The organism is Lysobacter sp. A421 (assembly GCF_054052145.1).
The window spans coordinates 118,925-141,521 of record NZ_JBSVRL010000003.1 but is presented as its reverse complement, the minus strand read 5'-3'; the positions used below and the strand labels follow the sequence as shown (position 1 = coordinate 141,521).

General features: G+C 64.9%; 17 protein-coding genes and 5 tRNA genes. 14 read left to right on the top strand and 8 right to left on the bottom strand.

All coding sequences use genetic code 11. The features are described 5' to 3' along the window. The first annotated feature begins 152 nt into the window (after positions 1-152). The gene (locus ACW7G6_RS10415; protein ID WP_456998199.1) at positions 153-761 is read left to right on the top strand and encodes a GNAT family N-acetyltransferase; all 609 of its coding nucleotides are present in this window, start codon (positions 153-155) and stop codon (positions 759-761) included. 54 nt (positions 762-815) lie between these two features. On the opposite strand, the gene ACW7G6_RS10410 is transcribed toward ACW7G6_RS10415, so the two are convergent. Next, a complete protein-coding gene (locus ACW7G6_RS10410; protein WP_456998198.1) occupies positions 816-1,364 on the bottom strand; it encodes a phosphatase PAP2 family protein in 549 nt (182 codons plus the stop codon). After that, entirely contained in the window at positions 1,324-2,487 is a 1,164-nt protein-coding gene (locus tag ACW7G6_RS10405; RefSeq protein WP_456978662.1) for a glycosyltransferase family 4 protein, read from the bottom strand. The genes ACW7G6_RS10410 and ACW7G6_RS10405 overlap by 41 nt, the downstream gene beginning before the upstream one ends. A 271-nt stretch (positions 2,488-2,758) precedes the next feature. Here ACW7G6_RS10405 and ACW7G6_RS10400 point away from each other — a divergent pair, with 271 nt between their 5' ends. Then, positions 2,759-4,204, top strand: coding sequence for a glucan biosynthesis protein (locus tag ACW7G6_RS10400; RefSeq protein WP_456998197.1), 1,446 nt, complete (start codon positions 2,759-2,761; stop codon positions 4,202-4,204). After that, a complete protein-coding gene (mdoH, locus tag ACW7G6_RS10395) occupies positions 4,177-6,189 on the top strand; it encodes a glucans biosynthesis glucosyltransferase MdoH (RefSeq protein ID WP_456998196.1) in 2,013 nt (670 codons plus the stop codon). The genes ACW7G6_RS10400 and mdoH overlap by 28 nt, the downstream gene beginning before the upstream one ends. Positions 6,190-6,229: 40 nt before the next feature. On the opposite strand, the gene ACW7G6_RS10390 is transcribed toward mdoH, so the two are convergent. The 5 genes from ACW7G6_RS10390 to ACW7G6_RS10370 all read right to left on the bottom strand — a co-directional run bounded on the left by ACW7G6_RS10390 (position 6,230) and on the right by ACW7G6_RS10370 (position 13,854). Further along, the gene (locus ACW7G6_RS10390; RefSeq protein WP_456998195.1) at positions 6,230-7,759 is read right to left on the bottom strand and encodes a Ppx/GppA phosphatase family protein; all 1,530 of its coding nucleotides are present in this window, start codon (positions 7,757-7,759) and stop codon (positions 6,230-6,232) included. 17 nt (positions 7,760-7,776) lie between these two features. Then, positions 7,777-9,897 (bottom strand): polyphosphate kinase 1, encoded by a 2,121-nt coding sequence (gene ppk1, locus ACW7G6_RS10385; RefSeq protein WP_456998283.1) that lies wholly within the window; start codon positions 9,895-9,897, stop codon positions 7,777-7,779. A 77-nt stretch (positions 9,898-9,974) separates the two neighbouring features. Further along, a complete protein-coding gene (gene phoR, locus ACW7G6_RS10380) occupies positions 9,975-11,363 on the bottom strand; it encodes a phosphate regulon sensor histidine kinase PhoR (RefSeq protein ID WP_456998194.1) in 1,389 nt (462 codons plus the stop codon). Positions 11,364-11,429: 66 nt separating this feature from the next. Then, on the bottom strand, positions 11,430-12,137 hold the full coding sequence (gene phoB / locus ACW7G6_RS10375) for a phosphate regulon transcriptional regulator PhoB (RefSeq protein WP_456978667.1): 708 nt from the start codon (positions 12,135-12,137) through the stop codon (positions 11,430-11,432). Positions 12,138-12,276: 139 nt separating this feature from the next. Beyond that, the gene (locus tag ACW7G6_RS10370) at positions 12,277-13,854 is read right to left on the bottom strand and encodes a M48 family metalloprotease (RefSeq protein ID WP_456978668.1); all 1,578 of its coding nucleotides are present in this window, start codon (positions 13,852-13,854) and stop codon (positions 12,277-12,279) included. Between the two features lie 300 nt (positions 13,855-14,154). Between ACW7G6_RS10370 and grxC the strand changes: the two genes are divergently transcribed. The 3 genes from grxC (at position 14,155) to ACW7G6_RS10355 (ending at position 17,108) form a co-directional block, all read left to right on the top strand. Further along, complete coding sequence (gene grxC / locus ACW7G6_RS10365) at positions 14,155-14,448, top strand: glutaredoxin 3 (RefSeq protein ID WP_456978851.1); 294 nt, start codon at positions 14,155-14,157, stop codon at positions 14,446-14,448. A 135-nt stretch (positions 14,449-14,583) separates the two neighbouring features. Continuing rightward, a complete protein-coding gene (locus ACW7G6_RS10360; RefSeq protein ID WP_456978669.1) occupies positions 14,584-15,591 on the top strand; it encodes an isocitrate dehydrogenase in 1,008 nt (335 codons plus the stop codon). A 185-nt stretch (positions 15,592-15,776) separates the two neighbouring features. Next, positions 15,777-17,108 carry a Na+/H+ antiporter NhaC family protein gene (locus ACW7G6_RS10355; protein ID WP_456978670.1) on the top strand — a complete coding sequence of 444 codons (1,332 nt, stop codon included), beginning with the start codon at positions 15,777-15,779 and terminating at the stop codon, positions 17,106-17,108. 93 nt (positions 17,109-17,201) lie between these two features. Here ACW7G6_RS10355 and ACW7G6_RS10350 read toward each other — a convergent pair whose 3' ends face one another. Beyond that, on the bottom strand, positions 17,202-17,957 hold the full coding sequence (locus tag ACW7G6_RS10350) for a Bax inhibitor-1/YccA family protein (RefSeq protein ID WP_456978671.1): 756 nt from the start codon (positions 17,955-17,957) through the stop codon (positions 17,202-17,204). Between the two features lie 134 nt (positions 17,958-18,091). Here ACW7G6_RS10350 and ACW7G6_RS10345 point away from each other — a divergent pair. From ACW7G6_RS10345 to clpX, 8 genes are all read left to right on the top strand, one after another. Further along, positions 18,092-18,168: transfer RNA gene (locus tag ACW7G6_RS10345), tRNA-Pro, on the top strand. Positions 18,169-18,200: 32 nt separating this feature from the next. Continuing rightward, positions 18,201-18,277, top strand: a tRNA-Arg gene (locus ACW7G6_RS10340). A 33-nt stretch (positions 18,278-18,310) separates the two neighbouring features. Beyond that, a tRNA-His gene (locus ACW7G6_RS10335) sits at positions 18,311-18,387 on the top strand. 79 nt (positions 18,388-18,466) lie between these two features. Beyond that, positions 18,467-18,542 (top strand) — tRNA-Lys (locus ACW7G6_RS10330). Positions 18,543-18,594: 52 nt separating this feature from the next. After that, positions 18,595-18,681, top strand: a tRNA-Leu gene (locus ACW7G6_RS10325). A gap of 263 nt (positions 18,682-18,944) precedes the next feature. Further along, positions 18,945-20,255, top strand: a complete 1,311-nt coding sequence (gene tig, locus ACW7G6_RS10320; protein ID WP_456998193.1) for a trigger factor — start codon at positions 18,945-18,947, stop codon at positions 20,253-20,255. Positions 20,256-20,342: 87 nt separating this feature from the next. Beyond that, positions 20,343-20,969 (top strand): ATP-dependent Clp endopeptidase proteolytic subunit ClpP, encoded by a 627-nt coding sequence (gene clpP / locus ACW7G6_RS10315; protein WP_456962048.1) that lies wholly within the window; start codon positions 20,343-20,345, stop codon positions 20,967-20,969. A gap of 205 nt (positions 20,970-21,174) precedes the next feature. After that, a complete protein-coding gene (gene clpX, locus ACW7G6_RS10310) occupies positions 21,175-22,467 on the top strand; it encodes an ATP-dependent Clp protease ATP-binding subunit ClpX (RefSeq protein ID WP_456978673.1) in 1,293 nt (430 codons plus the stop codon). The last annotated feature ends 130 nt before the right edge of the window (positions 22,468-22,597 follow it).

The window sequence follows — 22,597 nt, the reverse complement described above, 5'->3', positions numbered from 1 at the left end:
CCAGGGGAGGCGTCGGCGGTTTCCGGATGTCAGGTCCCGATGGCCTTCTCCGCATTGGATTGCCGTTTACACGACCGTAAGCCGCGCATGTGCTGCTACTGGCGGGCGCGCAACCTCCAGACCAAAAGAGACCGCTGAGCATGATGTCCGGCATGACCCCGCTCACCGAATCCGCATCTCGCCATACAGACCACCCGACGCTGAGGGCACTGGTCGTGCACAGCGTAGTCGGCGCGGCGATCCGGCCGTTCCTTGGCGATATCGCGCAGTTGCGGGCCACGGTGCTCCGCGACTGGCCGAACCTGTATGACGGCGATGTCGCCAGCCAGGCCCGGCACCTGCAGGTCTACCTGGACTCCTGGCGCAGCATTGCGATCCTGGTGTCCGACGGTGCCCGGTTGGTGGGCGTGTCGATCGGATTGCCGTTGGCCGATGCGCGCGAATCGTTGCGCCACGTGTTCGCTCCGGCAGGGCGCGAGGTCGACCGGGTCTTCCATTTTGGCGGATCGGTATTGCTGCCGGCGTATCGCGGACGCGGCCTGGGCCATCGCTTCTTCGATGAGCGCGAGTCGCATGCGCGCGCACTGGGTGGCTTCGAACTGGCGACGTTCCGCACGGTCGAGCGCGCCGTCGACGATCCGCGCCGGCCGCCGTTTGGCCGTAGTTTCGAGCCGTTCTGGCACAAGCGCGGCTACCGCCGGTGCGAGGGTCTGCCGCAAAACCTCGCGGCCTGGTCGCGTCCGCTGGAACGCAACTTCTAGCTACGGGCGGCGAATCTCCATCAACGCGATCGCGTTCGCCACGCCCTGCATGCTTCAGGCCAGCAGGGATATCCGCGGCACCCACAGCGCCACCCCGGCCAGGCCGCTGCCGATCACGATGGCGGCCAGTACGTCGCTGGGGTAGTGGAGGCCCAGTACCACCCGGGAAGCCGCGACGGCAGCGGTGAACGGCGCCAACACCCACGCCAGCACCGGGTAATGCGCGATCGCGACCAGGCTGAAGGCGACCGCATGCAAGGTGTGTCCGGACGGGAAGCTGAACTCGTCCAACGGCGCAACCCACGCCTGGATCCGCTGGTCGCTGGCAAACGGCCGTGGACGGCGGGTCCATCGCTTGAGCAGTTTGTACAGGCCCAGTGCGACCAGCCCGGTCACCGCCAGGTGGATCGACGCGGCCAGTCCGTCGATGCCGTCGACGAGGATCATCATCGCCATCAGCAGGTACCAGAACATGCCGTCGCCAAGCCGGCTGACTGCGGCGAATGCGGCTCGCGAAATACCACCACTACCCAGCTGGTTGAGCCTCAGGCACCAGCCTGATTCATCGGCGACCAGACGTTGATGCCAGCGCAATCGACTCATCCTTCCTCCTCGCGACCAGGTCGCGCAGCAATGCATCGAAATCCCGTGCGACCTGTTGCGGTTGCAAGCTCATGACGGCCTCGCGCCCGCGGCGGGCCATGCCGGCGCGTTGTTGCGCATCGCCGCCGATGTTCACGGCTGCGGCAATGAACCCCGCGTCGTCGCCATCGTCGATCGCCGCGCCGTGCACGCCGTCTCGCAGATGCTCACGGGCGGCGCCGTAATTGAATGCGACCGGTGGCACGCCACTGGCCATGGCTTCCAGGGTGACGTTGCCGAAGGTTTCGCTGTGGCTCGGGAACAGGAACAGGTCGCCACTGGCAAAGTGGCGGGCGAGTTGGTTGCCGCGCTGTACGCCACAGAAGATGAAGTCGGGATGCTCGCGCTCCAGGCGAGTCCGTTCCGGCCCGTCCCCGACCCAGACGAAGCGCGCGCGTGGGTGGGCTTCCTGCAAGCGCCGGTAGGCCCGTATGGCCAGGTCGAGGTTCTTTTCCGGGGCAATCCGGCCGACATGGATGGCGACCGGGTCGTCCGGGCCCACGCCCCATTGCGCGCGCAGCGTCGGGTCGCGGTGGTCGGGGGTGAAGCGGTTGCAATCGACCGCCCTCGGCAGGCGCCGCACATGCCGGAAGCCTTGTGATCGCAGTAGGCGGGCCAGCTCGTGGGTGGGCACCAGGGTGGCGTCGGCGCGGTTGTGGAAGTGGCGCATCCAGCGCAATGCGGCGCTGCCGAGCCAGGCGAACCCGTAGTCGCGCATGTAGTGGTCGAAGCGGGTATGCAGGCCGGTTGCGACGGGGATTCCCAGTTGCCTCGCCGCGCGTAGCGCCGACCAGCCCAGTGGTCCTTCGGTGGCGATATAGATGGCGTCCGGTGGCATTGCGCGCCAGTGCCTGATCAACGCACGGGTCGCCGGCAGGCCGACCTGCAAGCCGGAGTAGCGCGGTAGCGCCACACCACGGATCAACAGTTCGTGGTCTGCCGACTGGCGGTCGCCGGTCTGTCGCGGCCGCACCAGGCCGACCCCGTGACCCAGTTCGCGCAGTCCGTGCTCCAGGTCCCGCACGGTCAAGGCGACGCCGTTGACCTCCGGTGGATAGGTCTCGGTGACGATCGCGTAGCGCATCGGGGGCCTCCGCCTGAGTGCGCCCAGCGTGCCGCGGCGAGGTGAACCGACGATGGCGGGAATATGACGATGATGTGACGTCAGCAGGCGACGCATCGACGTGGTTGCCGGACATTAATGGGGGACTCGATAAGCTGTGCCGTTCCCTATTTTCCGGTAAACCCCCTTGCGCCGACGCGAACTACTGATCGCGGGTCTCACGCTGCCCCTTGTCGCCTTGCCAGGCGTGGGTAGGCCGTCGCCGTTGCGAGCCCTAGCCGGCGAAGCTCCGGTGCAAGACCCATTGGCGCTGCCCTTCACCCGGGACACTGTGCCGGTGCTGGCCCGCGCGCTTGCCGCGCAACCCTTCCGGCCCGTTGCCGGGAAGTTGCCGGACTCGCTGCGCAGTATCGGTTATGACCAGTACCGGGAGATCCGTTTCGATCCCAGGCAGGCGTTATGGCGCGGACAGGGAAGGTCGTTCCAAACGGAATTCTTCCATCGTGCGTTCCTGTTCGGGCAGCGGGTGGACATCCACCAGGTGGCCGATGGCATGGCCACACCGATCGTCTACCAGCCGGGAATGTTCAGCTTCGGCTCGGCGCCGGCACCTGTCGAAACGGATCTCGGTTTTGCCGGCTTCCGCCTGCATGCGCCCATCAACACCCCCGACTATTTCGACGAGGTCTGCGCCTTCCTTGGTGCGAGCTATTTCCGTGCGGTCGCCCAGGGACAGCGGTATGGATTGTCCGCGCGCGGGCTGGCGTTGCGCACCGGCGACCCGGCCGGCGAGGAGTTCCCGGTCTTCAAGGCGTTCTGGATCGAACGCCCCGAGCCGGGCGCGGCGAAGATCGTGGTGCATGCGCTGATGGACAGTCCCAGTGTCGCCGGCGCATTTTCGTTCGTGATCCATCCCGGCCAGGACACCGTATTCGACGTCAGTGCGCGCCTGTACCCGCGCGTGGCGCTTTCCCTTGCAGGCATTGCACCGCTGACCAGCATGTTCCAGTTCGACGCCAGTGATCGGGTCGGTATCGATGACTACCGCAGTGCGGTGCATGACTCCGGCGGACTGGCATTGGATACCGCCAGCGGTGAGCAACTGTGGCGACCGCTGTGCAATCCGGTGGCGCTGCAGGAAAGCATCTTTGAAGATGACAGCCCGCGCGGCTTCGGGCTGATGCAGCGCAAGCGCAGATTTTCAGACTACGGCGACAGCGAAGCCCAATACGAACGTCGCCCGAGCCTGTGGGTGGAGCCGGTGGGTGACTGGGGCAGGGGCAGCGTGCACCTGTTCGAGCTGCCCACCGCGGATGAATACCACGACAATATCGTCGCGTTCTGGCGCCCGTCGCAACCGCTGGCGGCAGGTCGCGAGCATCGCTTCGACTATCGCCTGCACTGGTGTGAGCGACGCGGCGACCAGGCAGCGCTGGCAAGGACCGAGCGCACCCGGATCGGGGCGGCGCCGAAGGGCGCCCGACAGGTCGTGATCGACCTGGCCGGAGGCGGGTTGGCGAGCCTGAACGAATCCGCCTTGCCGCGAGCCGAAGTACACGCCAGTCACGGCCGGGTCATTAACATTGTTGCCCATGCCAGCCCCGAGACGGGCGGCTGGCGCCTGGCGTTCGAGCTGCACCCCGGTGACGAGCCGTTGGTGGAGTTGCGCGCCCGGTTGCTGTCCCAGGACGGCAATCCCCTTTCGGAAACATGGATTTACCGATGGACCCGATCATGATGAATACCTCTCCGCTTGCCGACGCCCACCAGGCGCGGCCCCTGCTGCCGGCCGAAGCACCGTTGCCGATGCCGGTGCAATCGTTCCAGGATGCCGAGCCGGCCGCCGCCACGTTGCCCGGCAGCCCCGCCGGCATCATCTGGCGCCGTGCATGGATCCTTGGTGGCACCGGTGGACTGACCCTGTTGGCGACCTACCAGCTGTGGTGGGCCTTGCGTGGCGGCGGCCTGGGTGCGCTGGAAGGGCTGACCCTGGTCCTGTTCGCCTGCCTGTTCGTCTGGGTTGCGCAGAGTTTCATGAGCGCCCTGTCCGGCTTTGCCTTGATCGTCAATGACTACCGTCGCCGCGGCGGGCTGGGCTTGATTGATGCCGGTCCACTGCCTGCGCTGACCACGCGCACCGCGTTGCTGATGCCGACCTACAACGAGGACCCGGAGCGGTTGATGGCCGGGCTTGAGGCCATCTGCGAATCGGTAGTTGCCACCGGCCGTGCGTCTTCGTTTGATTTCTTCGTGCTCAGCGACACCACCCGCAGTGAGCTCCAAGAGCGCGAGCTGGCATCGTTCCAGGCACTGCGTGGTCGCCTGGGTGGACAGGTGAACCTGTTTTACCGTCATCGTCCCGACAACCTGGAGCGCAAGGCTGGCAACATCGCCGAGTGGGTCAAGCGCTTTGGTGCCGCGTACCCGCACATGCTGATCCTTGATGCCGACAGCCTGATGACCGGCAAGGCGGTGGTCAGGCTGGCGATGGCGATGGAGCGCAACCCCGGGGTCGGGTTGATCCAGACCCTGCCGGTGGTGGTCAATGGCGGCACCGTGTTTGCGCGCATGCAGCAGTTCGCCGGGCGCGTGTACGGCCCGGTGCTGGCGCGTGGCAATGCCTGGTGGCATGGCACCGAGGGCAACTACTGGGGCCACAACGCGATCATCCGTACCGCGGCATTTGCCGTCGATGCCGGCCTGCCGAAGCTGGAGGGCGGGCGCCCGTTTGGCGGCAATATCCTCAGCCATGACTTCGTGGAGGCGGCGTTGTTGCGCCGCGGCGGGTGGTCGGTACACCTGATCCCCGGCTTGGGCGGCAGCTATGAAGAAGGCCCGCCCTCACTGACCGACATGCTGGTGCGCGACCGCCGCTGGTGTCAGGGCAATCTGCAGCACGCCGGTGTGTTGCCTGCACGTGGATTGCACTGGGTCAGTCGTTGGCACCTGCTGACCGGCATCGGGCATTACATCACCGCGCCCTTGTGGGGGATGCTGATGCTGATCGGTCTTGTGATGACCATGGCAAATTCGGGCTTGCGCCTGTATGAGCTGGTGCTCCCCGGCCTGGCATCGTCCGCGAACTGGGCGGGGCCGGGCGATGGTGAACGCTTCTTGTGGGTTTTCGTGCTGACCATGTCGTTGCTGCTGGGTCCCAAGCTATTGGGCTTCCTGCTGACCCTGGTCGACCCGTGGGCCCGCCGCAGCTGTGGCGGAGCCTTGCGGTTGACGCTGGGGGTGCTGGTGGAGACGGTCCTGACCACGTTGATGGCGCCGGTGACGATGTGCCTGCAGTCGCGCGGTGTGGCCGAGGTATTGATGGGGCGTGACTCCGGCTGGGAAAGCCAGCGCCGCGACGATGGCACCTTGTCGCGAACCGAGTTGCTGCAACGCTACGGTGGGGTGACGGCATGCGGGCTGGTGGGCACGGTATGGAGCTATGCGGTCTCGCCGTCGCTGATGTTGTGGATGTCGCCAGTGCTGCTTGGGCTGGTGGTGTCGATGCCGCTGGTCGCGTGGACCGCAGCGCCTGTTCCGGGCCGTCGCTTGCGGCACCTCGGGCTGTTTCTGACGCCCGAGGAGGTCGTGCCGCCGCCGGTGCTTGCCCGTGCGCAGGCGCTGCGCGGGTCGCTGGTCCGGCCTGAATCGTTGGCTCCCACGGACGACTCCGGCATGACGCAGATGGCAACGACATCGCCGGAATTCGAGCCGCACCCGGTCTAGGCCACCCGGTCCAAGCGATCAGGGTGCTGCCCCCGGCAAGTCAGGTCGTTTCGACGCTCAGGGCGATGCCCAGTGCGGCGATGTCGTCAGGCTCGCCATCCAGATCCGCCCGCAGCAACGGACGCGCCTGCAGCCAGCGCTGGGCGAAGGTCAGGGTCAGACAATCCGCGCTGGCATGAGCGTCGAGTTGCGGAATCGGGTCGGCCTCATGCGCGCGGTGGATCAGCACCGCCAACCGAAGCAACGCCGAGGTGTGGCGAACGGCAGGCAGCAGGCGGTCGGGCAGGGCGTCGAACACGTGCTTGGGGATCTTGCGCCGCTGGGTGCGTACCAGCGCCGCCAGGAACTGCTGCTGCTGCCGCGAGAAACCGGCAATGTCGGTGTACTCGACTACATACGCGCTGTGCACGTGGTACTGGCTGTGGGCGATCGTCAGCCCCAGCTCATGCAGGCGCGCCGCCCGGATCAGCATCAGCCGGTCGTCGACGTCCAGTTGCCAGGCCGGCGCGAGTTGATCGAACAACCGCAGCGCGGTGGTCTCCACGCGCGCGGCCTGGGCGGTGTCGATCCCGTAGCGCACCATCAGGGCATCCACCGAGGCGTCGCGCGGATCATCCACGCCGCCGCGACCGAGCATGTCGTGCAACACGCCCTCGCGCAGGGCGGCCTTGCTGGTCGCCAGCCGCTGCAAACCGAGCGCATCGAAAGCCGCTTCCAGCACCAGCACGCCCCCGGCAATCACCTCGCGGCGCTCGCTGGACAGACCGGGTAGCTTGATCGCCTCGATCCTGCCGGCCTGCAGCAAGCGGTCGCGTACCTGGGGCAGGGCATCGGCGAGGATGGCGCCCTTGCTCAATTTCATTGCGGCGCAGATCTCGCCGATGGCCTTGTTGGTCCCGGAAGTGCCGATCGCGTCATCCCAGCCCACGGCGCGGTAGGTGGAGGCAAACTGCTGGAACTCGGCGGTGACCTCGATCAACGCCTCGCGCCAGCGCTTTTCGGTGAGCTTTCCGTCGCCGAAATAGCGCCGCGTGGTGGCAACACAACCCAGTTGCAGGCTCTCGCGCTCGATCGCCTCGAAACCGCTGCCAATGATGCATTCGGTGGAGCCGCCACCGATGTCGAGCACCAGCCGTAGTTGGTCTGGCTTGGAAGGTTGCGCGTGGGCGACGCCCAGGTAGATCAGGCGGGCTTCCTCGCGGCCGGCGACCACCTCGATCCCGTGGCCCAGTGCGCTCTCTGCCGGCATCAGGAACGCCTGCGGGACGGCGAGGCGGCGCACGGTATTGGTCGCGATCGCGCGGACGCGCTGCGGTGGGATGTCGCGGATGCGCTGGCCAAAACGCGACAGGCACGCATAGGCACGTTGGCGGACCTCGGCCGATAGCGCCCCGCGTCCATCCAGCCCCTCGGCCAGCCGTACGGTCTCGCGCAGGCGATCAACCACCCGCAGCTGCCCCAGCAGGTACTGGGCAACCACCATGTGGAAGCTGTTGGAGCCCAGGTCGATTGCGGCCAGCAGGTCGCCATCACGTAACGGCATGGCCGCGGTCGGGACTATATCCGGCATGTCGCGATGGCCCTTCGTCAGCACAACTTGGCCAACAGGCAAGCCTGGGCCGAATGGGGTGGTTGATGGTCGGGCCGCGGCACCCGCGCGTAGTCACCATCGGACTGCAGCGACCAGGCGTTGAGGTTGTCGTCCAGATAGTTGTCCAGGGCCTCATCGAACACCCGCTCGGCCAGGGCCGGGTCGAGGATCGGGAAGCAGCTCTCGACCCGCCGCAGCAGATTGCGCTCCAGCCAGTCTGCGCTGGCGCAGAACAGTTCCGGCTGGCCATCATTGCCGAACCAGTAGACCCGGCCATGCTCCAGGAACCGCCCGACGATGGAGCGTACCCGGATGTTCTCGCTGACGCCGGGCACGCCCGGTCGCAGGGTGCAGGCGCCGCGCACGATGAGGTCGATCTGCACGCCCGCCTGCGATGCGCGATACAACGCGCGTATCACCCGAGGCTCATTGAGTGCATTCATCCGGGCGATGATCCGGCCGGGCTTGCCCGTGTGTGCATTCGCGGTTTCGCGGTCGATCCGTTGCAATACCCCGGCATGCAAGGTGAAAGGCGATTGCAACAGGCGCTTGAGGGTCATCGACGGCGCCAGTCCGGACAGCTGCTGGAAGATCAGGTGGACGTCGTTGCCGATCTCCGGGTGGGCGGTGATCAGGCCGATGTCGGTGTAAAGCCGGGCCGTGCCAGCGTGGTAGTTGCCGGTGCCCAGGTGCACGTAACGACGCAACTTCCGGCCTTCGCGCCGGACCACCAGCAGCATCTTGGCATGGGTCTTGTAACCGACCACGCCGTAGACCACCTGTACCCCGGCTTCCTGCAGGCGGTCGGCGAAACCCAGGTTGGCCTCTTCGTCAAATCGTGCGCGCAACTCGACCACGGCGGTGACGTCCTTGCCGTTGCGGGCAGCCTGGATCAGCGCCTCCACGATCGAGGAATCCTTGCCCGAGCGGTACAGGGTCTGCTTGATCGCCAGTACTGCCGGGTCCTCGGCGGCCTGGCGCAGCATGTCCAGTACCGGCGTGAACGCATCGAAGGGGTGGTGCAGCAGCACGTCACTTTTGGCCACGGTGGCAAAGATGCGATCACTGCCCGACAGCTGGCGCGGCTGGAATGGCGGGAATTTCAGGTCGGGGCGCTCGACCAGGTCGTACACCTGGATCACCCGGTTGAGGTTGACCGGGCCTTTTATCCGGTACACCGCATTCGCGGGCAGGTCGAACTTGTCCAGCAGGCTGCGCACGATCGGGGCGGGACATTGCTCGGCGATCTCCAACCGCACCGCGCGCAGGTAGCCACGGCCAACCAGTTCGTCGCGCAGGGCCAGGGCGATGTTGTCCACCTCCTCCTCGTCGACCAACAGCTCGGAATTGCGGGTGACCCGGAACTGGTATGCGCCCTTGATCTCCATGCCCGGGAACAATTCGCCAACGAAGGTCGACAGCACCGCCGACAGGAACACGAAGTCATTCGGCCCGCCGCTGATCTTTTGCGGGACCTGGATGATTCGTGGCAGCGAGCGCGGTGCACGCACGATCGCCAGGTCGCCCTTGCGGCCGAATGCATCCTGGCCGCTCAACACCACCACGATATTGAGCGACTTGTTGAGGATTTTCGGGAATGGGTGTGCCGGATCCAGCCCCAGCGGCGACAGTACCGGCATGACTTCATTGCGGAAGTACGCGCGCAGCCAGCGGGTTTGACGGGCATCCCAGCTGCCGCGGGCAAGGACCCGTACGCCGGCGGCATCGAGCTGCGGTCGCAACACCGTGTTCCAGCAATCGTACTGGGCGTCGACCAGTTCGGCGGCACGGTCATGGATGCGCGCCAGCACCGCGTTTGGCGACAGGCCATCGGGGCCGGCGACCAGTCCCAGGTCCTGTGCGTGCTGCAAGGTGCCGGCACGGATCTCAAAGAACTCGTCCAGGTTGGTGCAACTGATGCACAGGTACTTGAGGCGCTCCAGCAAGGGCACCTGCGAATCCTGCGCCTGTGCGAGCACCCGGAAATTGAAGTCCAGTTGGGACAATTCGCGATTGAAGTACAACGAGGGGTCCCGAAGCGGGTCGTTGTCGGCCACGTCGGTGTACAGGCCCACATCGAGCGGCGCGTGTTCGGGTGCGACCTGCTCCAGCGGGATATGCGTTGGCGGTGTCGGCTCGCCTTTCCTGTGTTCCGGCGCCGGGTTGGCCGGCAGGCGGTCATTGGCTGGGGTAGTCATGCATGCAACTCGTTGGCGTGCAGGCCGCCGCTTGATGTCTCGCGCAGACGTACCCGCTCTGCACCGAAGTGGCAGGCGAAGGTACTGCCACGACCAACCTCGCTGTTGATCTCCAGGCGCGCCTGGTGGAGCTGCAGTATGTGCTTGACGATGGCCAGTCCCAGACCGGTCCCGCCGCTGTCGCGCGAGCGGCTGGTAGATACCCGGTAGAAGCGCTCGGTGATGCGCGGCAAGTGCGTTGCCGGGATTCCGTAACCGGTGTCGCGGATCTCCAGCACCAGGCCCGTCATCGTGCGCCCCGCCGGCGGGGTATCGGGCCCGTAGCCCGATGCCGGGGTGGTGGCGCGCAGGCGGATCGTCACCTCGCCACCGGATGGCGTGTAGCGCACTGCGTTGCTGACCAGGTTGGAAAATGCACTATGCAGCTCCTTGCTCGACCCCCACAGGTCCACGCCGGCGTCGTCTTCCACGCTGATCTGGTGTCGGCCCTGGCTCAGTGCGACAGCCTCGCGCTTGAGGGTGGCCAGCATCGCGTCCATTGATACCGGCTCTTCCGCCGGCAAGCTGTCCTGCGACTCCAGCCGTGACAAGGTCAACAGGTCTTCGACCAGTTGGGCCATGCGTTGTGACTGGCGTTGCATCTCGGTGAATATGGGCGCCAGCTCCGGGTGCTCATCCTGCTCGATCATGTCCAGGTACCCATGGATGACGGTCAGGGGGGTGCGCAGCTCGTGGGAGACGTTGGCGACGAAGTCCCGGCGCATCTGTTCCAGATGCAGCAGCCGGCTGACATCGCGGGCGACCAGCAGCCAGAGGTCCTCCGAGTATGGGATCAGGCGCAGACTCAGGCGCATCGACGGACTGGTCGGGGCGACCACCTCGAGCGACTCGGCATGGCGACCGGCAGCCAGCCAGTGGGCGAGCGGCAGCGGCTGCAGTCGTTGCGCCAGTGGGAGACCGATATCGTCGGGGTAATGCAGTCCCAGCAGTGGAGTACTGGACTCGTTGAACCACAGTATCCGCTGACTGTTGCGATTGACCACCACGATGGCATCGGGCAATGCCGCGGCCGCAGCGCGATAGGCGCGCAACATCTCCACCAGTCGTCGCTTGCGGCCACGCATCTCGGCTTGGCCGCGGTACAGCATCCGGTCCAGTTCGTTCCACGGACCAGGTCCGCCGGCAGGCGGCTGCCGCCGGCGCGCGCTCAGCCGTGACAGCACGCGGTGCAAACGCCAGTAATGCCAGCCCACCAGGGCCAGCGCGGCCACGGTCACGACGGGCCACGGATAACCGATTGCCAAACCAAACGCGGCCGTAATGGCAAGCAACAGGCACAGCAGGCCAATCGTGCGGAACCAGGCAGTGCGTACGCGCGAAGTCATGGCCGGAGTATCCAACAGATGGTGTTGTGGTGCAGCGCAGGGCGGTCAGACCCGGCCATTACGGTCTCAACCGTCGGCGGATACCGAAAACCGGTATCCGGTGCCGCGAACGGTCTGGATCATGCCGTCCAGCGTGTACGGTTCCAGGGTCTTGCGTAGGCGGCGGATGTGCACGTCCACGGTGCGCTCTTCCACGTATACGCTGCCGCCCCAGACATGATCGAGCAGCTGGCTGCGCGAATAGACCCGCTCGGCGTGGGTCATGAAGAAGTGCAAAAGCCGGTATTCGGTGGGTCCGATCTGTACCGCTTGTTCCTCGCCGCCGACACCGGCGAAGACACGATGGGCGGCACCGTCGATACGTAATAATCCGGCGCTGATACTGCCGTCCTCGTCATCCTCGCGTGAGCGACGCAGTACCGCACGGATACGGGCCAACAGCTCGCGTGCCGAAAACGGCTTGACCACGTAGTCGTCGACGCCGGCCTCCAGGCCACCGACACGGTCGTTCTCCTCGCCACGGGCGGTCAACATGATGATCGGGACTTCCCGGGTCAACGCGTCCTTGCGCCAGCGTCGCGCCAGTTCCAGGCCGCTGGTTCCGGGCAGCATCCAGTCCAGCAGGATCAGGTCGGGCACGCGGTCGGCGATCGCCGCCTGGGCCTGGCGCGCATCACCGGCATGGACCGGGTTGTAGTCTCCCTTGCGCAAGGCAAAAGCGACCATGTCCCGGATGGCGGGTTCGTCTTCGACAATCAGGATGTTCTTCTGCACGGCTCACCAGTGACGAGGAGTGGGCGCCGGGATCGGCTGGTCATCGACCATGGATCCCGGAGTCATCCCAGTACACTACCGTTTCGTTACAGGCACGTGACAACGTGCACATGACAGCGTGTTGCGCCGACCGCCTTGCCTACCGGCGGTCAAATACCTGGTCGTGGATGCCCTGGCGATGGAGCTCCAACACGATGGGTGTGATCTGGGCGATTCGCGCCTCGATCCTGGCGCGGGCGTAGTAATCGACCTCGGGGCGCTTTTTCAGGGTGTTCAACTGGACCAGCGCCTGTTCGGCCCGGCCGCTCAGGAACGTCGCTTCGGCATAGGCCTCGCCGGCGCGGATCGGCTCGCCGGCGATCTCACTGGCGCGGGCGAACGTGTGCTGGAAGGCCGGATCCGCCGCCGAGCGTGACAGCAGTGGCCGCAGTATTGCCTGCGCGCGCTTGCCGGCATCGACCGTGTTGCGCTCCAGCAGGGCATCGGCCCAGGTCAGAGCGACCGCGCGGTTATTGGGCGCGCGTCCGAGCAGTTCACCAAAACGCGCGTCGGCGGCCTCCCGGTGACCGCTGCGCGATTCCGCTTCCGCCAGTCCAAGGCTCAACCACAACTCGCCCGGCCGTTCCGCCAGCAAGCTCGCCAGCAGCTTGGCCGCTGCCGCCGGTTCATTGGCGCGCAATCGTGCGATGGCCAGTCCATACCGTTGCGCCTCGTCCAACGTGCCGCGCTTGGTCATCTGCTCGTATTCGCGGATTGCCGCGCGTGGGCTGTCGGCGCTGAGCACGCGCAGGCGCTCCTGGGCAAGACCAAACAGGCCCGTGCCCTGGTCGCCGTGCGCCGGCGCGCCGATCGTCAGGCCGTCGGGCAACAATGGGTTGTCGGTTGCGATCGGGCTGGCCAGGAAGCCGTCCGGCGATTCTTCGACCCGGCCCGCCCGCGCTTTCGCCTCGCTGATGCGGGTGGTCGTGACCGGGTGGGTCATCAGATAGCCGGGTATGTCATAGGCGCCGGCCGCATTGACCCGAGATTTCGCCTGCATGGTGGTGAAAAAATCGGCCATTGCCTGCGGGTCGTATCCGGCGCGGGCGAGGGTCTGGATGCCGATCCGGTCGGCCTCCTGTTCGTTGGATCGGGTGTAGTTGATCTGGCGCTGCTGTGCCAGGCCCATCGCCGAGACGATCGCCGCCTGGGTCGCTTCGCCGGATGAATCGCCCCCGGCCGCCTGGGCCGCCACGACCGCCCCCAGCATCGCCAGCAGGATCGGCAACTGGTCGCGCTGGGCCCGCTCGACCCCGCGCAATACATGCTGCTGGGTGACGTGGGAAATTTCGTGGGCCATTACCCCGGCGACTTCATCCTCGCGCTGGGCGGCCAGTACCAGGCCCGCGTTGACGCCGATATAGCCGCCGAGCGTGGCAAACGCGTTGATCTGGCGATCACGCATCATGAAAAACGTGAAAGGCTGTCGTGACCGGTCGCTACTGGCGCCCAGCCGGGTACCAAGCGAAGTGAGCCAACTGTCGACCAGCGGATCGGCCAGGATGTAGTCGTAGTGGCGCAGTTGCGCCAACATCATCGCGCCGTACTCCTCCTGCTGGTGGGGCGTCAGCAGTTCACCGGCGGACGAGCCAATGTCGGGCAAGGAATCCTGCGCAGGCGCGCAGACACTGGCCAAGGCCAGTGTGACGGCGGTGGAAAGCACGATGATGCGGCGCAAGCGGAACTCCTGGGACCGGCCACCATTGCATGGCCGAAGGGTCGATAATGGCAGCATGCCGATGATCGGGCCGGGCCGAATGAATCCGCGGTTAATTGGCCTGAACGATGCGCCGGGGGCTGCGGGTGCCGCCGACTTGCGAACACGGGCTGTTGAACCCATCTCTGAATTGCCTGTGTGGCAAGCGATGGCGACAGGTTGGACCATGCCCGTTCGCCGGAGTTCACCACCCGGGCCCGTTGCATCCGGCTTTTTTGCCTACACCGAATTCACCACAGGAGAACCGACTTGCGCACCGACTTGAACACCGATCTGAACCAGGTTGACCCCGCTTCCAACCCGATCGTGATCTACACCAGCGCGACCTGCTCGTACTGCGTCGCCGCCAAGAACTTCCTCAAGAGCAAGGGCCGCGAGTGGACCGAGGTCCGCATTGACCTGGATTCCGCTGCCCGCGAGAAAATGATGGGTTTGACGCAGCGCACCAGCGTGCCGCAGATCTTCGTTGGCGACACCCATGTGGGCGGCTTCGACGAGATGATGGCGCTGCAGCGCGAGGGCAAGCTGGAGCCCTTGCTGGATGGCGCGGCGTAGCGGATCCACTGACGATATCTGATGGCCGGCCTCGTCCGCGCGCCCATCCATTGGGCGCTTGCGGCATAATTGCAGGGCTAACCACCCGGCGCAGCGTCTTGCACGGCGCGCCCATCAGATGGAAGAAGACCCCCAATGACACAGACAATCACGGTGATCCGCGGCGACGGCATCGGTCCTGAAATCATGGACGCCACCCTGTACGTGCTCGACGCGATGAATCTGGGCCTGCAATACGAGTTTGCCGATGCCGGCCTGGTCGCCATGGAAAAGACCGGCGAGCTGCTTCCAGCGGCGACCATGGACTCGATCCGCAAGAACCGCATTGCCCTGAAGAGCCCGCTGACCACTCCCGTCGGCGGCGGTTTTTCCTCGGTCAACGTCGAGCTGCGCAAGCGCTTCGACCTGTATGCCAACGTGCGACCGGCCAAGTCATTCCCCAATACGAGGTCGCGCTTCCCGACCGGGGTGGATGTAATCACCGTGCGCGAGAATACCGAGGGCGCCTACAGCGCCGAAGGGCAGGAAACCGCGGCTGACGGCCAGAGCGCGACCTCGATCACCCGCACCACCCGCAAGGGTTCGGAGCGGATCGTGCGTTATGCGTTCGAGCTGGCGGTCAAGACCGGGCGCAAGAAGGTCACCGTGGTGCACAAGGCCAACATCCTCAAGTCGACTTCCGGCCTGTTCCTGAAGACCGCGCGTGAAGTCGCCGCGCAGTTCCCGCAGATCGAGTGCGAGGAAATGATCGTCGACAACACCTGCATGCAACTGGTGATGCGCCCGGAACAGTTCGACGTGATCGTGACCACCAACTTGTTCGGTGACATCATCTCCGACCTGTGCGCCGGCCTGATTGGCGGCCTGGGGCTGACCCCGGGTGCCAACATCGGTGCGGATGCGGCGATTTTCGAGGCCGTGCATGGTACCGCGCCCGACATTGCCGGGCAGGGCAAAGCGAACCCGTGTGCACTGTTGATGGGTGCCTCCCAGATGCTTGACCACCTGGGCATGACCGACAAGGCGGTAGCGATCCGCGCGGCGATCGTGGCGACCCTGGAGGCCGGTGACAACCTGACTGCCGACCTGGGTGGCAGCGGCACCACCATGGGCTTTGCCAAGGCGATCGCCAGCCGGCTGTGATCCGACCAGTTTTTTTTTAGTCCGTCGTGTTGATTCGGACCCAGCGGGGCGTCTTGGACGCCCCGCTTTTTTATTTGCGGCCGCTTTTTATCCGGGTGGTGAGATCCAGCATTCCATCCCTGTGCTCGACAGCCATCGGAGCAGCCGGCACACTTCGCGATTGATTATCCCATCCGGATAAAGCGATGAATGACACCCCCCCTGCCGTGGCCACTGCGTCCCCCAGCGCACTGGCGCTGACCCCGTTGCTGCTGTTCCTCGTGTTGTTCTTCGGCGCCGGCCTGTATTTCACCGCGCAGGGCGAGGCGATGGGCTTCTACCAGTTGCGCGCCCCGGTCGCGATTTTGCCGGCGTTGGCGCTCGGTGCCTGGTTGGCCTGGCGCCGCGGGATCAGGCCTGTCGAGACCTTGCTGGAGGGCATGGGCCACAGCAACGTCATGCTGATGGTGCTGGTGTTCCTGCTGGCCGGCGCGTTTGCCACCGTGACCAGGGCGATCGGCGCGGTCGATGCGGTGGTTGCGCTTGGCCTGGGCGCGTTGCCGCCGGCGTTGATCCTGCCTGGGCTGTTCCTGGTCGCCAGCTTCGTCTCACTGTCGATCGGCACCTCGATGGGCACGATCGCCGCGGTGGTGCCGATCTCGATTGGCCTGGCCGATGCCGCCGGACTCGACAAGGCGCTGGTGCTGGGTGCGGTGGTCGGCGGCGCCATGTTCGGCGACAACCTGTCGATCATTTCCGACACCACCATCGCCGCGACACGCAGCCAGGGGTGCAGGATGAGCGACAAGTTTCGGGAGAACTTCAAGATTGCGTTGCCGGCGGCGCTGGCGACGGCCGCACTGCTGGCAATGGTTGGCGACGTCGCGCCGATCAGTGCCCCCGAAGCGGCCACGGCCTGGCTGGTGCTGCCGTACCTGGTGGTGCTGGTGCTCGCACTGCTCGGGCTCGACGTGGTGTTGGTGCTTGGCTTGGGGCTGTTGGTTGCCGGAGTGTTCGGCTATGTACTGGCCGAGGGTTATGACGTGATCAGTTTCGCCAACGACATTTATGCCGGCTTCGAGAGCATGGTCGAAATCACCCTGTTGTCGATCCTGATTGGTGGCCTGGCGGCGCTGATCAAGGCCAATGGCGGGCTGGATTGGCTCGCCGCGACCATTGCCCGGTTTGCGGGTGGACACACCGGCCGTCGCGCCGGTGAGATCAGCATTGCAGCGCTGGCCGCCGGCGGCGACGCGCTCACCGCCAACAACACGGTCGCGATCCTGGTCAGCGGCGACCTTGCCCGGGACATTGCCCAGCGGCATGGCGTGTCCCCGCGTCGTGCCGCCAGCGTGCTCGATATCTTTTCCTGCGTGGTCCAGGGCGTGTTGCCTTACGGCGCGCAGATCCTGCTGGCCGGCTCACTGGCGGGATTGTCGCCGCTGTTGATCGCCGGCAAGGTCTGGTACTGCTGGTTGCTCGCGCTGGTCGCGATCGGCTTCATGCTGTGGCCGGGCCGGGGTAGGGCGGTTCACTAGCAAGCACGAAAAAAGGGGCGCCGAAGCACCCCTTTTTCTTTTCAAGCGGGTTTTCTTTTCAAGCGGGCTTTCTTGTCCCGGCGCGCGCTGGAATCAGCGCGATTGCAGCTTCGACAGCAGCCTCAGGAACTCGATGTACAGCCACACCAGGGTGACGATCAGGCCGAACGCGCCATACCACTCCATGTACTTCGGCGCGCCCTTCTCGACGCCGGTCTCGATGAAGTCGAAGTCCAGCACCAGGTTCAATGCCGCGATCACCACCACCACCAGGCTGAAGCCGATCCCGACCAGGCCCGACTCGTGGATCATCGGGATCTGGATGCCGAACATGCCCAGCACCATGCTGGCCAGGTAGACCAGGAAGATGCCGCCGGTTGCGGCGACCAGGCCCATCTTGAAGTTTTCCGTCACCTTGATCAGCCCGGAGCGATAGGCGAACAACATCGCGAACAGGGTGCCGAAGGTCAGCATCACGGCCTGCATCACGATGCCTTCGTACAGATAGCTGTACTGCGCCGAGATCGCACCCAGGAACAATCCCTCGACCAGGGCATACAGAGGTGCGCTGATCGGTGCCCACTCCTTCTTGAAGATGGTGACCATCGCCAGCACCAGGCCGCCGATCAGGCCACCCCATATGTAGGGCCCCGCGCCAACGATCCCTGCCGGGGTCGCCACCTGGTTCCAGGCGAATGCGGCCGTCAACACACACAGCAACAGCAGCAGGCCGGTCTTGTTGACCGTCCCGTTCAGGGTCATTACGTTGCCATCGTCGCGAACGATCGCGCCGCTGCCAAGATCGAGGAAGGTCGACTCCTTGAGAGCCGGATTGCCACTACGGATCATGCAAGCCCCCTGGGGCGTTTTTATCGGTAGCCCAGCATACACGCAGCAAGCGCGTTTGAAGTTGACAGCAGCACAGCCGGGGCACAGAATGGCCGGCCTTCTGCAGCGCCGTGTGCGTTTGCCGAAGCCCGGATCGGGGCATAGCGCAGTCTGGTAGCGCATCTGGTTTGGGACCAGAGGGTCGGGGGTTCGAATCCCTCTGCCCCGACCACTTGGTAAACGGCGCCGGTATCATGTTCGCAGGCGCCCGTAGCTCAACCGGATAGAGCACTAGCCTTCTAAGCCAGTGGTTGCAGGTTCGAGTCCTGCCGGGCGCACCAGTCATGCGACAATAGCTTCACGTTTTTGCTGTGGTGGATGTAGCTCAGTTGGTTAGAGCATCGGATTGTGATTCCGAGGGTCGCGGGTTCGAGTCCCGTCTTCCACCCCACTGTTTTTTGCACGGATTGTTCCTGTACAATTTCGTGCCGCACAAGCTCCATGTACATGTAGTCGTGCCACGTAACAGCGGGCCGTTAGCTCAGTTGGTAGAGCAGTTGACTCTTAATCAATAGGTCGAAGGTTCGAATCCTTCACGGCCCACCAGTAACATCAGGCACCCGGGATCGCTCCGGGTGCCTTTTTTCTTTGCCCCCAGGCGAAAGTGGCGGAATTGGTAGACGCCCTGGCTTTAGGTGCCAGTGAGGGTGACCTCGTGCGGGTTCGAGTCCCGCCTTTCGCACCAGCCCATGCAGAGGCTGAACAGCCCGGTAGGTCCGGCGAGCGCTCGCGAGTAGCGTGCTGTCCGTTGGCGGGGCGGCTTTGTGCTCCCGGCGGCCCCATCCGTACTGCTGCGCTTCACTAAAAAACTGGCGGCCGCGCCCGGAATCAGCCAAACTGTTGCGTTCCGCCGCGGGCGCGGGCTGCCTGCCTGGCCCGCCAGCCCATCGACAATTCGTACATCAAACATTTTTGCCGGGGTCGACGACCGCGGTTGCAGGAGTGGATATGCCCGCCGTAGAAAACAGTGTTTCGGTCGAATCGCTCGGTACCCTTGAACGCCGCATGACCTTCAATCTCCCGGCCGACCGGTTCGAGAGCGAGGTGGGTGGCCGCCTGCGCGAGATCGCGCGTGGCGCAAAGATCAAGGGTTTCCGCCCCGGCAGGATTCCGGCCAAGGTGATCGAGCAGCGCTTCGGCAAGCAGGTTCGCGCCGAGGTGCTCGACGGCCTGGTTCGCTCCAGCTTCGGCGAGGCGGTACGCGAGCAGTCGTTGCAGATTGCCGGCAATCCGGCCATCGAGCCGGTCAACGACGCGGATGACCTGGCGTACGTGGCGACCTTCGAGGTGGTGCCGGACTTCGGTGATGTCGACGTGGCAAAGCTCAACGTGACGCGCCACACCTCGGAGGTGAAGGACGACGATATCGACACCATGATCGCCAACCTGCGCCTGCAACGGCGCACCTGGGACGTGGTCGAGCGCGGCGCAAAGGCCGATGACGCGGTCGAACTGGAAACGTTCTCCACCGTCGATGGCGAGCGGATGCCGGCCGAGGGTGTCGAGCGCGGGACCACCGTTATCGGGTCCGGCACGATGATGCCGGCGATCGAGTCGGCCCTGGTGGGAATGAAGGCGGGCGAACAGAAGCAGGCGCAGATCGATTTCCCGGCCGATTGGCGGGTGCCGCAGTTTGCCGGCAAGACCGTTGCCGTCGACCTGAAGGTGGGCAAGGTGTCGGAGCCGAACCTGCCGGAAGTGGACGAGGCATTCATCAAGAGCTTCGGCATCAACAGTGGCGAGCCGGAGCAGTTCCGCAGCGACATCCGCAGCAACCTGGAGCGTGAGCTCAAGGGTGCGTTGATGAACCGTCTGCGGCGCGAGGTGGGCGAGCAGTTGGTCGCTGCCTACTCGGAAACGGAGATGCCTCCCAAGCTGGTCGAGAACGAGGCACGCGACATGGCCAACCAGGCCCTGGAGCAGGCGCGCCGCCAGGGCGGCAACGTCGAGTTGCCCGCCGATGCCCATCAGAGGTTCCTGGAGCCTGCTCGCAAGCGGGTCCTGGTGGGCCTGCTGGTCGGAGAGGTCGCGCGTCGCAACGAACTCAAGCTGGATCCCAAACGGGTCAACGAGACGCTCAACCTGATTGCCTCCACTTACGAGGAGCCACAGCAGGTGATCGATCTGTACCGCAACGATCGCCAGCTGATGTCCGGTTTGCAGGGCCGGGTGATGGAGGAGCAGGTGATCGACTGGATCGCCGAGCGTGCGCAGCACACCGAGCAGCCACTGGCCTTCACCGACGCGATCCGCCAGTAGTATTCCCCCGGCGCGTCTTGCGCTTTGGCCTGGTCGGCCCCAAGTCGACTGGGCCAACTCCTACAACAGCAGCCAAGGTTCGTCTCGATGGATAACAAGACCCAAGCCCTCAACCTCGTTCCGATGGTGGTCGAACAGACCAGCCGCGGCGAGCGCGCCTATGACATCTATTCGCGGCTGCTGAAGGAGCGGGTGATCTTCCTGGTCGGTCCGATCGACGACCACGTGGCGAACGTCATCGTTGCCCAGATGCTGTTCCTGGAGGCCGAGAACCCCGAAAAGGACATCAGCCTCTACATCAACTCACCCGGTGGCGTGGTCACCGCCGGCATGGCGATCTACGACACCATGCAGTACATCCGCCCGGACGTGAGCACGATCTGCGTCGGCCAGGCGGCCTCGATGGGGGCGCTGTTGCTGGCATCGGGCGCGAAGGGCAAGCGTTACGCGCTGCCCAACTCGCGGGTGATGATCCACCAGCCGCTCGGCGGCTTCCAGGGCCAGGCCAGCGACATCGAGATCCACGCCCGCGAGATCCTGGCGTTGAAGCAGAAGCTCAACGAGGTGCTGTCCAGGCACACCGGTCAGGCGCTGGAGACGATTGCGCGTGATACCGAACGCGACAACTTCAAGGGCGCCGAGGCGGCGCGCGACTACGGGCTGATCGACGAGGTGCTGGAGCGGCGCCCGGAAGAGTCGATCCAGGCCAATTGACCGCACGATCCGCATCCCGCAGATGGCGCTCGGCCGAGCTTGGATGGGCCGCTAAACCGCTGATTCCCGGACGATTTATTAGCACGGAACCACGCCGGAAGCGGCTTGGTACGCTGTGCTATTCTCGGGCCGAAGCACTCTGGCTATGCCGCGACGCGATGGTCGCGCCACGGCGTATCCGGCAAATGATCATTCAGGCAAGCGCATGACCGATGACCGACAGGGCCGGAGCACCGGCGACAGCAACAAAATTCTCTATTGCTCGTTCTGTGGCAAGAGCCAGCATGAGGTGCGCAAGCTGATTGCGGGCCCCAGCGTGTTCGTCTGCGACGAATGCGTTGAGCTGTGCAACGACATCATCCGCGAGGAGCTTGAGGAAAAGGCCCAGTCGGCGCGCAGCCACCTGCCCAAGCCGAAGGAAATTCTGGAAGTCCTGAACGAGTATGTGATCGGCCAGACGCGCGCCAAGCGCACCCTCGCGGTCGCGGTGTACAACCATTACAAGCGCATCGAGAGCCGGCAGAAGAACGACGATGTCGAGCTGGCCAAGTCCAACATCCTGCTGGTCGGGCCCACCGGTTCGGGCAAGACATTGCTGGCCGAGACATTGGCGCGGATGCTCAACGTGCCGTTCACGATGGCTGATGCAACGACCCTGACCGAAGCCGGGTATGTCGGCGAAGATGTCGAGAACATCATCCAGAAACTGCTGCAAAAGTGCGACTACGACGTCGACAAAGCGCAGCAGGGAATCGTCTACATCGACGAGATCGACAAGATCTCGCGCAAGTCCGACAACCCGTCCATCACCCGGGACGTCTCGGGCGAGGGCGTGCAGCAGGCATTGCTGAAGCTGATCGAGGGAACCGTGGCCAGCGTGCCGCCGCAGGGCGGGCGCAAGCATCCTCAGCAGGAATTCCTGCAGGTCGATACCCGCAACATCCTGTTCATCGTCGGCGGCGCGTTCGCCGGGCTGGACAAGATCATCCAGCAGCGCAGCACCGAGGCCGGCGGCATTGGCTTCGGCGCCAAGGTCAAGTCCAGCGAGCGCAAGATCGAGATCGGCAAGGTGCTGGCCGAGGTTGAACCCGAGGATCTGATCAAGTTCGGCCTGATCCCCGAGTTCGTCGGTCGGCTGCCGGTGGTGGCGACCCTGGAGGAGCTGGACGAGGAGGCATTGATCACGATCCTGACCGAGCCCAAAAACGCGATCACCAAGCAGTTCAGGAAGCTGTTCGACATGGAAGGGGTGGAGCTTGAGTTCCGCCCTGATGCGCTGGTGGCGATCGCGCGCAAGGCGCTCAAGCGCAAGACCGGCGCGCGCGGACTGCGCACGATCGTCGAGTCTGCGTTGCTGGACACGATGTACGAGTTGCCGTCGCTGGAGAACGTCAGCAAGGTCGTGGTGGATGAGTCCGTCATCGAGCACAAGACCGAGCCCTACCTGATCTACGAAGCGCCGCCGGTGGCCCCGCAGAAGGCGGCGGCGGGCGACTGAACCGGCGCAGCTAAACCGGCGCAGCCCCCAGTTTGTCCAGATCAGCCGCTTGCCCATGCAAGCGGCTGATTTGTTTGGGGGTTTGCTGACCAGTGCGACCCAGACGGATCGGGTTCTCTTGCAACCTTCC